16 protein-coding genes are annotated in these 13,441 nt (G+C 68.8%); all 16 read right to left on the bottom strand.

Annotated features, from left to right (window positions below; genetic code table 11):
* Window positions 1-20: 20 nt before the first annotated feature.
* The gene (locus ACQPWU_RS10460; RefSeq protein WP_433438632.1) at window positions 21-830 is read right to left on the bottom strand and encodes a F0F1 ATP synthase subunit delta; all 810 of its coding nucleotides are present in this window, start codon (window positions 828-830) and stop codon (window positions 21-23) included.
* Window positions 830-1,381 (bottom strand): F0F1 ATP synthase subunit B, encoded by a 552-nt coding sequence (locus ACQPWU_RS10455; protein WP_433438631.1) that lies wholly within the window; start codon window positions 1,379-1,381, stop codon window positions 830-832. The genes ACQPWU_RS10460 and ACQPWU_RS10455 overlap by 1 nt, the downstream gene beginning before the upstream one ends.
* 28 nt (window positions 1,382-1,409) lie before the next feature.
* Entirely contained in the window at window positions 1,410-1,643 is a 234-nt protein-coding gene (gene atpE / locus ACQPWU_RS10450; protein ID WP_036327412.1) for an ATP synthase F0 subunit C, read from the bottom strand.
* Between the two features lie 73 nt (window positions 1,644-1,716).
* Complete coding sequence (gene atpB, locus ACQPWU_RS10445; protein WP_433438630.1) at window positions 1,717-2,421, bottom strand: F0F1 ATP synthase subunit A; 705 nt, start codon at window positions 2,419-2,421, stop codon at window positions 1,717-1,719.
* Window positions 2,422-2,581: 160 nt separating this feature from the next.
* Window positions 2,582-2,797 carry an AtpZ/AtpI family protein gene (locus ACQPWU_RS10440; protein ID WP_360692451.1) on the bottom strand — a complete coding sequence of 72 codons (216 nt, stop codon included), beginning with the start codon at window positions 2,795-2,797 and terminating at the stop codon, window positions 2,582-2,584.
* A gap of 66 nt (window positions 2,798-2,863) precedes the next feature.
* A complete protein-coding gene (locus tag ACQPWU_RS10435) occupies window positions 2,864-3,286 on the bottom strand; it encodes a hypothetical protein (RefSeq protein WP_433438629.1) in 423 nt (140 codons plus the stop codon).
* Window positions 3,287-3,416: 130 nt separating this feature from the next.
* The gene (locus ACQPWU_RS10430) at window positions 3,417-4,706 is read right to left on the bottom strand and encodes a glycosyltransferase family 4 protein (protein ID WP_433445181.1); all 1,290 of its coding nucleotides are present in this window, start codon (window positions 4,704-4,706) and stop codon (window positions 3,417-3,419) included.
* A 57-nt stretch (window positions 4,707-4,763) separates the two neighbouring features.
* Window positions 4,764-6,029, bottom strand: coding sequence for a serine hydroxymethyltransferase (glyA, locus tag ACQPWU_RS10425; RefSeq protein WP_433438628.1), 1,266 nt, complete (start codon window positions 6,027-6,029; stop codon window positions 4,764-4,766).
* Window positions 6,030-6,125: 96 nt separating this feature from the next.
* Entirely contained in the window at window positions 6,126-6,500 is a 375-nt protein-coding gene (locus ACQPWU_RS10420) for a hypothetical protein (protein WP_433438627.1), read from the bottom strand.
* Entirely contained in the window at window positions 6,500-8,266 is a 1,767-nt protein-coding gene (locus ACQPWU_RS10415; protein ID WP_433438626.1) for a hypothetical protein, read from the bottom strand. The genes ACQPWU_RS10420 and ACQPWU_RS10415 overlap by 1 nt, the downstream gene beginning before the upstream one ends.
* Window positions 8,267-8,355: 89 nt before the next feature.
* Window positions 8,356-9,003 carry an L-threonylcarbamoyladenylate synthase gene (locus ACQPWU_RS10410; RefSeq protein ID WP_360692469.1) on the bottom strand — a complete coding sequence of 216 codons (648 nt, stop codon included), beginning with the start codon at window positions 9,001-9,003 and terminating at the stop codon, window positions 8,356-8,358.
* Window positions 9,004-9,030: 27 nt separating this feature from the next.
* Complete coding sequence (gene prmC, locus ACQPWU_RS10405) at window positions 9,031-9,885, bottom strand: peptide chain release factor N(5)-glutamine methyltransferase (RefSeq protein WP_433438625.1); 855 nt, start codon at window positions 9,883-9,885, stop codon at window positions 9,031-9,033.
* Window positions 9,882-10,934 carry a peptide chain release factor 1 gene (gene prfA, locus ACQPWU_RS10400; RefSeq protein WP_433438624.1) on the bottom strand — a complete coding sequence of 351 codons (1,053 nt, stop codon included), beginning with the start codon at window positions 10,932-10,934 and terminating at the stop codon, window positions 9,882-9,884. Before prfA ends, prmC begins: the two co-directional genes overlap by 4 nt.
* A gap of 94 nt (window positions 10,935-11,028) precedes the next feature.
* Window positions 11,029-11,247 carry a 50S ribosomal protein L31 gene (gene rpmE / locus ACQPWU_RS10395; RefSeq protein WP_020546698.1) on the bottom strand — a complete coding sequence of 73 codons (219 nt, stop codon included), beginning with the start codon at window positions 11,245-11,247 and terminating at the stop codon, window positions 11,029-11,031.
* A gap of 122 nt (window positions 11,248-11,369) precedes the next feature.
* Window positions 11,370-12,005, bottom strand: a complete 636-nt coding sequence (locus ACQPWU_RS10390; protein WP_433438623.1) for a response regulator — start codon at window positions 12,003-12,005, stop codon at window positions 11,370-11,372.
* Between the two features lie 57 nt (window positions 12,006-12,062).
* Window positions 12,063-13,268 (bottom strand): sensor histidine kinase, encoded by a 1,206-nt coding sequence (locus ACQPWU_RS10385; RefSeq protein WP_433445180.1) that lies wholly within the window; start codon window positions 13,266-13,268, stop codon window positions 12,063-12,065.
* Between the last annotated feature and the right edge of the window lie 173 nt (window positions 13,269-13,441).

The raw sequence follows: 13,441 nt of genomic DNA, 5'->3' as shown, positions 1-13,441 counted from the left end.
TACTCTGTCTCCCTATTCGCCTAGCCGGCCAACCGGCGGCGGACTTCTTCGATTCGTCCCACAATGGTGGTGTCGATGATCTCGTCGCCGATGCGGACCGAGAACCCACCGAGCACTCGCTTGTCCACCTCGACGTTCAGGTGCACGTCGCGGCCGTAGGAGGCGCTCAGCCACGCCGCCAAGCGCTGCTTCTGCCCCTCGGTCAGCTCGACCGCGCTGCGCACCACCGCCACAAGGCGCTGGCGCTGCGCGGCCACGAGGTGGCCGACCTCCTCCAGCCCTGCTTCCAGGCTACGCCCACGCGGATGCACCGCGACCTGCGTAATCAGGCGCAGGCTGCTCGGCGAGACCTTGCCGCCGAGCAGGTCGCGCAGCAGCTGCGCCTTGCCCGGCGCGGGTGCGGCCTGGTCGGCGAGCGCACGACGCAGGTCGGGGTTGGCGGCGACGATGCGGCCGAAGCGGAAGAGCTCGTCCTCCACATCGTCGAGCCTGGACTGGCTCTCCGCCTCCGCGGCCGCGGCGACGACACCGAGCCGTTCGAGCACGTCGGCCAGGTCACCGGTGCGCGACCACTTGGCCGCGACCGCGCCCTCGGTGGTGGCAAGAGCCGCCTCGCTGACCTTGCCCTCGAGCAGCGCGCGCACAGTGGCCGCCTTCTGCTCCCCGGACCTGGCCGGGTCGGAGAGGGCGCGGCGCAGGCCATGCTCGCGGTCGAGCAGATCGGCGACCGCGAACAGCTCGTCGGAGAGCGTACCGAGGTCGGCACTGCCTGCGACCGCGTTGAACCGCTCCTCGACCTCGGCCAGCGACGTCCTGCTCAAACCGCGCATCAGCGCACCGCCTGCGGCGAGGCCTCGAGCTCGTCGAGGAACCGGTCGACGATGCGGCTCTGCCGGACCTCGTCCTCGAGGGACTCACCGACGATGCGGCCGGCCAGCTCGGTCGACAGGCGACCGATCTCGGTGCGGAGCTGGGCGAAGGCGGCCTGGCGGTCCGCCTCGATCTGCGCGTGGGCCGCCTCGACTAGACGGCGGGCCTCGGCCTGCGCCTCCTCGCGGAGCTCGGCCTTGATCTGCGCGGCCTGCTCGCGAGCCTCCTCGCGCAGCCTGGCCGCCTCGTGCCTGGCCTCGGCCAGCTGGTCGCGGTACTGCTGCTGCAGGGCCTGCGCCTCGGCCTGGGCCTCCTCGGCCCTCTTGATGCCGCCCTCGATCGCGTCGGTCCGCTCAGCCAGCGTCTTCTGGATGCGCGGCATGAGGATCTTGCCGACGACGAAGAGGACGACGAAGAACGAGAAGATACCGACGACGAGTTCGTAGGCATGCGGGATGAGAGGGTTGGCGGCCCCCTCCTCGGCGAGGATCGTAGCTGCCTTGTACGTCATGAGTGCAGCCTTTCGTCAGAAGGGCGCGTTACTTGATGCCCTGGAAGATGAACGGCGCGACCAGGCCGATCAGGGCGAGGGCCTCGGTGAGGACGAAGCCGAGGAGCATGTTCTGGCGGATCAGGCCGTACGCCTCCGGCTGGCGGGCGATGGCCTGCACGCCCTGACCGAAGATGATGCCGACGCCGATGCCGGGGCCGATGGCGGCGAGACCGTAACCGATGGCGGTGACGTTGCCGGAGACCTCAGCGAGAACGCTCATTACTGTTATTCCTTTACTGGACGGCCGGTGAAGCGGAATCTCACCGGTCATGGATATTCCGGTATGTGGGTTCTCAGTGCTCTGGGTGCAGCGAGCCGCCGATGTACATGGCAGCCAGCATCGCGAACAGGAACGCTTGCAGGAACTGGATGAACATCTCGAAGCCCGTGAGGATGATGGTCATGATCACGCCGATCACGCCCACCCCGGCGCCGAGCGGCGTCAGCTTCTCGAAGAGGAACCAGAAGCCGACCATGCTGAAGAAGGCCAGCAGCATGTGGCCGGCGAACATGTTGGCGAAGAGTCGGACCGCGTGCGTGAAGGGCGCGATGATCAGGTTCGACAGGAACTCGATCGGCGAGAGCAGCACGTAGATCGGCTTGGGCAGTCCCGGCGGGAACATCATGTTCTTGAAGTAGCCGAGCGCGCCCTGGTGCTTCATGCCCAGGTAGACCTTGAGCACGTAGATCGAGAGCGCGAGCACGGCCGGGAAGGCGATGTGCGAGGCCACCGGGAACTGGAGCACCGGGATGACGCCCATGAGGTTCCAGAGGAGGACCGAGAAGAAGAGCGTCACCAGCAGGCCCATCCACCGGTCGGCGTCCTTGCCCAGGAAGGGCCGGGCGACCTGGTCGCGGACGAACATGTAGCCGTATTCGGCGACGTTCTGGAGCCCCCGGGGCACGACCTTGGGATTGGCGAAGGCCGCCCAGCAGAACCCGATCACGACGATCGAGGACAGGAGCGCGAGAAGAACCGGCTTGGTGAGCCAGTCCACCCCCGGGATGATGGGGGGGAGATTGAACAGTTCTTCTGGAGTCGGTGCCCCGAACTGATCGCTTGGAGGAGCGAGGACCGTCAGCGCCTTCACGCGGCGTTCCCTTCAACGTCGAAATGGATCACAAGAGATTCCTCAGCGAAGTGCTCGCTGTGTCGGGCTAGCGACCGAACTTCCGGTAGACCAGGTAGCCGCCGAGCACGACCCCAAGGACCACGCCTATGGGGAAGAACGCGGACATGTCCAGCCAACGGTCCAGCAACCACCCGATGCCCCCGTAGAAGGCCATCCCTGCGAGCAGATAGCTGGGGACTGACCACATGGCATCGGCGAAGTCGCGACCGTCCTCTTCTGGTCGGCGTTCCTTTGCGCTCATCGCGGGCCTGACGATAGCAGGCAAGTAGAGGACTAGTCATATCGGACCCCGTCCCTTTACCAGCCTTCATGAGTCGCCCTTTCCGGGGACCCGGGCCTCGGGGTCGACGTACAGCATCTTGGTCTTCATGAACGCGCGCACTTCGAAGCCCGTCCAGACCAGCGTGCAGACCACGACCGACCAGGCGAAAGCCTGGGTGTTCCAGGCGGTGGTGTCACGGAACGAGGCCAGCACCGCCATGATGGCGACGACTTTGACGAGGTAGCTGACCATCGCCGCGATCGCCATCATCTGGGGGGAGACCCGTGCGGCATAGGACACCGCTACCACGCTGATGCTGAAGAAAACCCCGACGAGCAAAGTGCCGATCGCGGCGCCCAGCGCTCCCTTGCCGCCACTGATCAGGAGCGAAACGGCCACGGCGACCACTCCGACCGCCAGGGTCGGGATCGCGGCGCTCTTGAGTACGCGCACGTCGTTGGCCTGCATCGATGCTCCATCAACATGTTATCAAGCGAGCGTTTGCTACCTCCAGAGCCGGTGCATCTGGAGTCCCTGCTCGTGAAAGATATCACAAGCTCACGGAAGACCGCTTTTACCTGCCGTTTCCAGTTCGCGATCAAGAACGGCTTGGAAAGACCGGAATGCCCGGATTTCCCTCGGCGCTCGCACGCTCGTGGGGGGCGCTTCCGGAGGGCGGCGCCTGCCGCTTGACCTGGGGATCCGCTGGAAGGATCGGCGGCATCGGCCCGGTGGGCGGACCACCGTCGTCGTCGGGGTTGTCGGGCGTCGCGGCGCGTGCACCGCCTCTCCCCCGCCAGCGCGGCATCGCCATCAGAACCAGCACGGCGAGCGCGAGCACGATGACGGCGGGGAACATCAGGACGGGCACGCCGACCCTGGACAGGCCCACGATGCCGAACGAGAACAGGAACGTCCACGCGTACATGATCAGCACGGAGCGCCGGTGCGAGTGGCCGATGTCCATCAGCCGGTGGTGCAGGTGGCCTCGGTCGGGCGCGAACGGCGACAGGCCTTGCGACGTGCGCCGAATGACCGCGGTTATCAGGTCGATGAGCGGCAGCACCAGGACGGCCGCGGGGATCAGCAGCGGGAGCAGCACCGGGAACTCGTTCATGTCCACGATGGCCGTGGTGTCGACCGGCGTCACGGTCACGATCGAGGAGGCGAGCACCAGCCCGATCAGCATGGCCCCGGTGTCGCCCATGAAGATCTTCGCGGGGTGGAAGTTGTGCGGGAGGAAGCCCAGGCACGTGCCGATGAGGACGGCGGCGATGGCCGCCGTGGCGGTGATGTTACTTCCGGAGATCTTCTGCGAGATGATGATCGAATAAACCCACGTGGCCATGCCCGCGATGCACACGATCCCGGCCGCGAGCCCGTCGAGCCCGTCGACGAAGTTGACCGCGTTGATCGTCACGACCACGACCAGGATGGTGATGATCGTGCTGAGCGTGTAGTCGACGCTAGTGGGGCCGCCCCAGGCCTCCGGCAGCGGGATGGACGTCAGCCGCATCTCGAAGAAGACCAGCACCCCGGCCGCCGCGACCTGCCCGGCGAGCTTGATGAAGGGGTCCATGCCCCACCAGTCGTCGAGGAAGCCGGTGAACGTGATGAGCCCGCCCGCGATGATCAGGGCGGGCACGGGCTGGGCGACGGTGCCCGTCAGCGCCTCGCTCGAGTGAGTGAGCTGGCCGGCCAGCAGCAATCCCACGACCAGCCCGCCGTACATGGCGAGGCCGCCCAGCCTGGGCGTCGGCGTGGTGTGCACGTCGCGATCGCGAATCTCCGGCATGGCGCCGATGCGGATGGCAAAGCGGCGCACCAGCGGAACCAGCAGGTAGGTGACCGCCGCCGATATGAGCGCCATGAACAGGTATTCGCGCACGGACCTAGTTTCCCGGATCATCCGGCCTGCTGGGGCCGGAAAACGACACAGACCAGCTTAATATTCGCTGAGATATGGCTGATGGATGGCAAGGAGCGCCGCGACTCTATCCCGAATCTCCCTGGCCGAACCCGGTTGGCGCACTGCCCTGGTCACCAGGGTTCCCACCTCTTTCAGCTCCTCGGGGCCCATGCCCTGGGTGGTCACGCACGGCGTGCCGACGCGGATCCCCGACGTGATCGCCGCCGGCTCGGGATCGTACGGGATCACGTTCCGGTTGAGCGTGATCCCCGCCGCGGCGCACCTGGTCTCCGCCTCGGCGCCGGACACGTCGAGTTCACGGAGGTCGATCAGTGCCAGATGGGTGTCCGTGCCGCCGGACACGGGCCGCATCCCATCGCCGGCCAGCGCTTCCGTCAGCGCCTGCGCGTTCACGATCACGCGCCTGGCGTAGTCCGCGAACTCCGGCCGCATCGCCTCCGCGAACGCCACCGCCTTGGCCGCCACCACGTGCATCAACGGCCCGCCCTGGATGAACGGGTACACCGCCCGGTCGATCTTCTTGGCCAACTCCTCCGTGCACAGGATGGCCCCTCCGCGCGGCCCGCGCAGCGCTTTGTGGGTGGTGAGCGTCACGACGTCCGCGTGCGGCACCGCCGACGGGATCGCGCCGCCCGCCATCAGCCCGATCGTGTGCGCCACGTCGGCCATCAGCCACGCCCCCACCTCGTCCGCTATGCCGCGGAAGACCGTGAAGTCGATCAGCCTCGGGTACGCCGTGGCGCCGCACACGATGAGCTTCGGCTGGTGCCGCAGGGCCAGGTCCCTGACTTCGTCGTAGTCGATGAGTTCGGTGTCCCTTCGCACCCCGTACGACACGACGTTGAACCATTTACCCGAGAAATTCACCTTGGAGCCATGGGTGAGATGGCCGCCGTGCGGCAGGGCCATGGCCAGCATGGTGTCGCCGGGCTGCAGGAGCGCGGCGTAGGCGGCCAGGTTCGCCGAGGCGCCGGAGTGGGGCTGGACGTTGGCGTGCTCCGCCCCGAACAGCTCGCGCGCCCGCTGCACCGCCAGCCGCTCGGCCCGGTCCACGACCTCACAGCCGCCGTAGTAGCGCCTGCCCGGGTAACCCTCGGCGTACTTGTTGGTGAGGGTCGAGCCCATCGCGGCCAGGACGGCGGGCGACGTGAAGTTCTCGCTCGCGACCAGCTGAAGATTGCCTCGCTGCCGGTCCAGCTCATCGAGCAAGACCTGTGCGAGCTCCGGGTCCTGCTTCCGCAGCAGCCCGAAGTCGGGGCCGTAGTAGGGTTCCTCACCCATTTTCCCAGGGTACGACCTGATGTCCCTTTCTCCCAGCCGCGGGTGCCTCCCACGCACGAGAACCCCGCCGAAGTACGGTGACGAGCCTCGTACGTGCTACTGGAACGCGTGCGGCGCGTTGGCCGTCGTCTGGATCCACCTAGGGGTGTCGGCCGCCTCGTCGCTGATCGTCGTCAGCACGTTGTGGCGGTAGACGGCGAGCCTGGTGCGCCACTCGCGGATGTCCTGGACGTAGCGCTCGCCCACAGGCGCGTCCCACGTCTGAGGGCTCTTGGCCAGGCCGTACGCCTTGTCAAGTGCCGTTCTGAGGCTCTCCAGCTGGGGCAGGACGGTGTTCCACGCCACGACCAGGCGCTGGTACTCGGGGTTGAACTCCCAGGCCCTCTGAGGGCTGTCCAGGGCTCCCGAGGCGCTGACCGGCGGGGTCTCGTTGGGGTCCCTTGGCCTGGGCGCCGGGGGGTCGACGTACATCACGCGCTCCTTTCCGGCGTGCCGGGGTCTATCTCGCCCTGCGGGCCGTCCGGCTGGATGTGCCTGGGTGCCCACTCGCCCTTGCCGTACTCGCCCGGGGGGACCTCGACCGAGGGCATGTCGAGGGGCTGGATGTCGCGGTGGTGCTCCACAACCGTCCTCAGCGCGTCCAGGCTGGGCGGGGCGACGTCCACGGAGACGACGTCGCTGCCGTCGCTTGCCCAGGCGCTGACGTTCGATGCCGCTGTTTCCGGCCCGTACGCGATCTGCACCTGGATCGAGGGGTTGGTCGGCGGGATCGTGACGGGTGCCCCTTGGCCTCCCGCCCGCTGGTCACCCGTGCCTCCTGCCCCCTGGTCACCGGCTCCCCGGGCGCCCGTCCCCTGCCCGTCACCCGCCCCTTGGCCCGTCCCGTCGCCCGAGGGCCGGTCGGGTGTGACACCCGTGCCGCCTGGCGTCGTGTCGGTGCCGCCCGGCGTGGTGTCCGTGCCGCCCGGGGTCGTGTCGGCACGACCTGGCGTGGTGTCCGTGCCGCCCGGGGTCGTGTCGGTGCCACCCGGCGTGGTGCCGGAGGCGCAGGCGTCGTCGTTCGTCCCCGCGGTGGGGGCTGTGCCGTCCGTGGGGGCCGTGCCGTCCGTGGGCGTGGTGTCGTAGCCCGACGTCTCCGACAAGCCTGGCATGTCCAGCGGCGGGATCTCGCGGTGATGGCCCACCACCGTCTTCAGCGCGTCCAGGTTGGGCGGGGTGGTGTCGGCGGAGACCACGTCGCTGCCGTCGTTGGCCCAAGTGTTGACGTCGGCGGCGTGGGTCGTCGCGCCGTCGGCGGGGAGCTTCGGCATCTCCGCCGGCTGGACCTTGTCGGCGTTCTGGAGCAGGTCTTCCAGTTGCTCGGCCGTGGGCGGATCGATGGGTATCTGCAGGACCTTGACGCCGTCGACCTCCACGATCTGCGGCCTGCTCACGTCCTGCTGGTCCTTGGCCGGGGTGCCGGTCGTGCTGCCGTCCGCCTCGGCGCCGCGGTCGCGCCGACTGTCCAGGTCGTCGTCCTTGGGCTGGTCGACAGGCTGGTCAACGGGCTGATCACCGGTCTTGTCCCCGGTCCCGGCGTCCTGGCCGGTCCCCGTGTCCTTGGCGCCGTCGCACGTCTTCCCATCGCCATCGGAGTCCGTCTTGCCGTCGGCGTCCGTCTTGGCACCGTCCCCGGTCTTGCCCTCGGCGTCCGTCTTGGCACCGTCCCCGGTCTTGCCGTCGGCGTCCGTCTTGGCACCATCGCCGGTCTTGCCGTCGGCGTCCGTCTTGGCACCGTCCCCGGTCTTGCCATCCGCGTCCGTCTTGGCACCGTCCCCGGTCTTGCCATCCGCGTCCGTCTTGGCACCGTCGCCGGTCTTGCCATCGGCGTCCGTCTTGGTGTCGTCGTTCTTCGGGGGTGTCTCGTCGGCCCGTGGATTGTCGTACTTGCCCTGATCCCCGCGTACGTCCTTGGGCTCGTCGTCCTGCGTGGACCCCGCCCCCGTCCCCGGAACGTCACCGCGCGGCCGGTCGACCCGCTTCTCCAGCACCCCGAGCCGGACGTTGACGTCCTTGACCATCGCGTCGACCGAGTCCGCGACCTGGGCGGGGCGGTGGGTGGTCACGGCGGACAGCTCAGCCCGTTGCATGGCGAGCCTGACCCGGTCCTCGACCGCGCGCATCTGCGTGGCCGCGTGTTTCACCTCGGTCAGCAGGTCGCGGACCAGCTTCGGATCCATGCCGTCGAACTTGCCCATGCGCCACTCCCGGACGTAATCGCCGCTCCGGGCCTCACCGTAATCTTGGCCGGAGGGCGATCGCAGCCGGGATAAGCAGACGGTATACGTCAGTCCTCGGTGGCGACGTACCCGATGATGCCGCGCAGCTTCTCCACCGGGATCGCACCGCGACGCAGCAGCCTGGGCACGGCCGTGGTGAGGTCGATGATGGTGGAGGGCGTGTTGTCGGTGGTCTTGCCGGCGTCGAGGTAGACCGCGACCGACTCCCCGAGCTGCTCCTCGGCCTCCTCCGCCGTGGTGGCGGCGGGGGCGCCGGAGCGGTTGGCGCTGGAAACGGCCATGGGGCCGGTCTCCTTGAGCAGGTCGAGCGCCACGGGGTGGAGCGGCATGCGTACGGCCACCGTGCCCTTGGTCTCCCCCAGGTCCCAGGAAAGGGCCCTGTTGGCCTTGCAGACCAACGTGAGCGGCCCAGGCCAGAAGGCGTCTATCAAGTCCTGCCCGTACGGCCCGAGGTCGTCTATGAGCGCTGTGGCGGCTCTGACGGTGCCCACGAGCACGGGCGGCGGCATCTCGCGGCCCCGACCCTTGGCGTCGAGCAGCGCGGTGACCGCCGACGGCGTGAACGCGTCGGCACCGATGCCGTAGACGGTGTCCGTCGGCAGCACCACGAGATCGCCACGGCGCACCGCTGCGGCGGCCTCCGTCAGGCCCTCGGTCCGCTGCTCCAGGTCGGAGCAGTCAAAGCGTCTTCCCACGATCCAATCACCTCGCTCGCATGGATCCTAGTCCTGGCCCAGCCGGGCCGTGACGAAGCGGTCTCTTCTGGTGAGGTCCTGGCGAAGGCGCACATCACGCCAGCCGTTGTCCTCGGGGAACGTCAGATAGACCGCTCTGCCCTGCTCGTCGGCGTGCTCGACCGCCACCCAGCCGCCCGGCCGCAGCAGGCGGCGGGCCGTACGCTCGACCGCGCGGACCTCGCCGAGCCCGTCGTCGCCGGAGCCGTACAGCGCCCTGGAGGGATCGTAGTGACGCACCTCGGGGTCGCGCGGGATCGCGCCGGGCGGGATGTACGGCGGGTTGGAGATGACCAGGTCGACCTTGCCGTTGAGCTCGGGCAGCGCCTCCGCGAGGTCCTCCGGGTGGAGGTGGGTGCGGCCCTGGCCGAGCTCGGAGATGTTGCGCTTGGCCCATGTGTACGCCTCGGGGTCGACCTCCACGGCGTGGACCTCGGCCAGCGCCACCTCCTGGGCGATCGAGAGTGCGATCGCGCCAGAGCCGGTGCCGAGGTCGACCACGAGCGGGGCTGTCACGTCCATCTCGCGCAGCGTCTCGATGGCCCAGCCCGCCAGCACCTCGGTCTCGGGCCGCGGCACGAACACTCCGGGCCCGACCGCGAGCTCCAGGTAGCGGAAGTAGGCGTGCCCGGTGATGTGCTGCAGCGGCTCGCGGGCCTCGCGCCTGGCGACGCCCTCCCAGAACAGCGCGTCGAAGTCGGCGTCCTTGACCGTGTGGAGCTCGCTCCTGCGCACGCCGTGGACGAACGCCGCGATCTCCTCAGCGTCGGTGCGCGGTGAGGGAACACCTGCCTCGGCCAGCCGGGCGGTGGCGAGGGCGATCTCGTCCAGCAGAAATGTCATGAGTGTTGTGCGAGCTTCTCCGCCATCTCGGCGTCGATGAGGGCCTGGGTGACGGCGTTGAGCTCGCCGTCGAGAACCTGGTCGAGGTTATACGCCTTGAAGCCGACCCGGTGGTCGGAGATGCGGTTTTCCGGGAAGTTGTAGGTGCGTACGCGCTCGGAGCGGTCGACCGTGCGGACCTGCGACTTGCGCTCGGCCTGCGCGGCTGCCTCGGCCTCCTCCTGCGCGATGGCCAGCAGCCGGGCGCGCAGGATGCGCAGGGCCGACTCCTTGTTCTGGAGCTGGCTCTTCTCGTTCTGGCACGAGACGACCACGCCGGTGGGCAGGTGGGTGATGCGGACCGCCGAGTCGGTGGTGTTGACGCTCTGGCCGCCGGGGCCGCTGGAGCGGTAGACGTCGATGCGCAGGTCGTTGGGGTCGATCTGGACGTCGACCTCCTCCGCCTCCGGGTAGACGAGCACGCCCGCGGCGCTGGTGTGGATGCGGCCCTGCGACTCGGTGACGGGCACCCGCTGCACGCGGTGGACGCCGCCCTCGTACTTGAGCCTGGACCACACGCCCTCGTCGCCCTTGGCCCTGATGCCGACCGTGACATCTTTGTAGCCGCCCAGGTCGGAGGGCTGGCTGTCGATGATCTCGGTCTTCCAGCCAAGGCGCTCGGCGTACCTCAGGTACATCCGCAGCAGGTCGCCCGCGAACAGCGCGGACTCCTCGCCGCCCTCGCCCGCCTTGATCTCCATGATGATGTCCTTGTCATCGTTGGGATCGCGCGGGATGAGCAGGTGCCTGAGCTTCTCCTCCAGCTGGGGGATGCGCTCCTCGATCTCGGCGGCCTCGGCCGCGAACGCCTCGTCCTCACCGGCCAGCTCCTTGGCGGCGCCGAGGTCCTCGCGGGCCGAATCGAGCTCGCGGTACGTGCCGACGATCGGCGTGAGCTGCGAGTAGCGCTTGCCCAGGGTGCGAGCCTTGCTCTGGTCGGCGTGCACGGCGGGATCGGCGAGCTGCAGCTCCAGCTCGGAATACTCCTTGAGCAACTCGTCGAGATTCACCGTGCGTCCTTACGTTTGAGTTCGGCTGAGGTCGGCCTTCACCAACAACGCCGACCCGGCGCACGGGAGTGCGTCCGGGCCGGCGTCGGTGAAGCTACTTGCCCGCGGCCTTCTTGCCGAAGCGCTTCTCGAAGCGAGCCACCCGGCCGCCGGTGTCGAGGATCTTCTGCTTGCCGGTGTAGAACGGGTGGCAGGCAGAGCACACGTCGGCGTGGATGACGCCGTTCTTGGCGGTGCTACGGGTGGTGAACGTGTTACCGCAGGAGCAGGACACCTGCGTCACGTGATATTCGGGGTGGATGTCGCGCTTCATCGCTGTCCTTTCGGGGTGCGGCCGCCGGGTCGCCTTCACGCACGGCGTGAACCGGAACCGCTAAATGGTCAGCTACCAGTGTGCCAGATCGTCCAACCATCCCAGGCCATCGCGCATTCCCGTCAACGGCCCAGGTACGTCAGAACGGCGAGGACGCGGCGGTGATCCTCCGGCGCGGGCCCGAGGGCCAGTTTGGCAAAAATACCGGAGATATGTTTTTCCACGGCGCCCTCCGTGACGACCAGCCTGGTGGCGATGGCGGTGTTGGAGCGGCCCTCGGCCATCAGGGCGAGCACCTCGCGCTCGCGGGGCGAGAGCGAGTCGAGCGGAGCGCCGCGGCGCTGGCGGCTCAATAACTGCACGACGACCTCGGGGTCGATGACCGTACCGCCGGCCGCCACCTGACGTACCGCCTCCAGGAACTCGGCCACGTCGGCCACCCGCTCTTTCAGCAGGTAGCCGACGGCCTTGCCGATGAAGTCTCCCGCGTAGCGCTCCTCGACGTACTGCGAGAGGACCAGGATCGGGAAGTCGGGTACGGCCGCACGCACCTGCAGCGCCGCCCGCAGGCCCTCGTCGGTGTGGGTCGGCGGCATGCGTACGTCGACGATCGCCAGGTCGGGCTCGTGCTCCAGCACCGCGGACACCAGCGCGGACCCGTCCGAGACGGCCGCGACGGTCTCGATGCCGCCGTCGGCGAGCAGGCGGGCGAGACCCTCACGCAGCAGTACGGAGTCCTCGGCGATGACCACGCGCATGGCCACATGACTACCATTCGCAGCGCGCCTGCGCACGGGAGAGCCCGCACGGACCGGCTACCACTCGCAGGGAAGCTCCGCACGCACCAGCGTGGGGCCGCCCAGGGGGCTGTGCAGGACGAGCACGCCGTCGATGGTGGCCGCCCGGTCGGCCAGCCCGGACAGGCCGCCGCCCGCGCACACGACCGCGCCGCCGATGCCGTTGTCCCACACGTCGACGACCACGCCGCGGTGGTCCCTGACCACCGTCACCGACGCCTCGGTGGCGCCGGAGTGCTTGGCCATGTTGGTCAGCGTCTCGGCCACGATGAAGTACGCGATGCTCTCTACCGCGGCGGGCGGCCGTTCGCCCAGCTCGACGGAGACGTCCACGCGGACGGGCGCCCGCGCGGCCAGCCCCGACAGGGCCGCGTCCAGGCCGCGGTCGCTCAGGATGGCCGGATGGATGCCCCTGGCCAGGTTGCGCAGCTCGGCGATGGCCGCCTTCGTGCCGGCGTGGGCCTGGGCGATGAGCATCCTGGCCTCCTCGGGCGCGTTGTCGAACTTCGACTGAGCCCGCCCCAGGTCCACCGCCACCGACAGCAGCCGCTGCTGCGCGCCGTCGTGCAGGTCGCGCTCTATCCTGCGCCGTTCCGCCTCGGCCGCGTCGATCCCCCTGGCCCTGCTGGCCCGCAGCCGCTCCTCCTGGCTGCCGCCGAGCAGCACCGTCGCCAGCGTCCCGTGCAGCCAGGCCATCCCCTGCACCAGGTACGCCGCCAGCACGAACAGCAGCACCCCGAACATCGCGGCCACGAAGGCGCCCGGCCAGCTGTCGATGGTCAGCTCGCTGTGGAGGCCCGTCGCCACCCACAGAGACATCAGGATGGGCTGGATGAGCAGCATGGCCGACGCCGTCCACAGGACCACGGACAGGGCCGTCTCGACCAGGCCGAGCGGGAGCAGCATCAGCAGGTAGCCCAGGTCCTGCCAGGTGGCCGCGTCCGCCAGCAGCCACCGGAGATGCGCACCTAGCCCGCGTTCCGGCCTGGGGTGGTACGGGTCGTCTATCTTGACGCCGAACGCCGCGTGCATCAGCCGCCGCTCCAGCATCGCCCCGCCACGCCACATCAGCACCGTCGCCATCACCAGCGGCACGCCCACCCAGACGACCGTCAGCGTGAGCGCGGCGGGCAGGGCCACGGACAGCACGACGAACCAGCCGAGCCCGAACCCCCCGGTGACCAGCAGGTACGGCGCCGCCCGCCACGTCATCGGGTCGACCACGATGCCCAAGGGGCCCTTGGGACCTAACGGAACACGGTCCTTCAACGCGACTGATGGCATGTCCCCAGAGTGCCCGCAAGAAGGGCCGAGGTGAATGTGGGAGGCTCCGTCGTCGAGGTAGGGCTAACCCCCGCCCCGCCACTCCGACGAACCCCCGCCTCGCCACACAGAGC

Source organism: Nonomuraea sp. CA-141351 (genome assembly GCF_050944675.1).
Lineage (GTDB): Bacteria > Actinomycetota > Actinomycetes > Streptosporangiales > Streptosporangiaceae > Nonomuraea.
This window is presented reverse-complemented; position numbering and strand designations above follow the sequence as displayed.

Excerpts from the sequence above, each read along its gene's own strand:
- atpE (WP_036327412.1), bottom strand. The coding sequence starts at position 1,643 with ATGAGCGTTCTCGCTGAGGTCTCCGGCAACGTCACCGCCATCGGTTAC.
- glyA (WP_433438628.1), bottom strand. The coding sequence starts at position 6,029 with ATGGGTGAGGAACCCTACTACGGCCCCGACTTCGGGCTGCTGCGGAAG.
- ACQPWU_RS10420 (WP_433438627.1), bottom strand. The coding sequence starts at position 6,500 with ATGTACGTCGACCCCCCGGCGCCCAGGCCAAGGGACCCCAACGAGACC.
- ACQPWU_RS10390 (WP_433438623.1), bottom strand. The coding sequence starts at position 12,005 with ATGCGCGTGGTCATCGCCGAGGACTCCGTACTGCTGCGTGAGGGTCTC.
- prmC (WP_433438625.1), bottom strand. The coding sequence starts at position 9,885 with ATGACATTTCTGCTGGACGAGATCGCCCTCGCCACCGCCCGGCTGGCC.
- ACQPWU_RS10435 (WP_433438629.1), bottom strand. The coding sequence starts at position 3,286 with ATGCAGGCCAACGACGTGCGCGTACTCAAGAGCGCCGCGATCCCGACC.
- rpmE (WP_020546698.1), bottom strand. The coding sequence starts at position 11,247 with ATGAAGCGCGACATCCACCCCGAATATCACGTGACGCAGGTGTCCTGC.
- ACQPWU_RS10415 (WP_433438626.1), bottom strand. The coding sequence starts at position 8,266 with ATGGGCAAGTTCGACGGCATGGATCCGAAGCTGGTCCGCGACCTGCTG.
- ACQPWU_RS10460 (WP_433438632.1), bottom strand. The coding sequence starts at position 830 with ATGCGCGGTTTGAGCAGGACGTCGCTGGCCGAGGTCGAGGAGCGGTTC.
- ACQPWU_RS10440 (WP_360692451.1), bottom strand. The coding sequence starts at position 2,797 with ATGAGCGCAAAGGAACGCCGACCAGAAGAGGACGGTCGCGACTTCGCC.
- ACQPWU_RS10455 (WP_433438631.1), bottom strand. The coding sequence starts at position 1,381 with ATGACGTACAAGGCAGCTACGATCCTCGCCGAGGAGGGGGCCGCCAAC.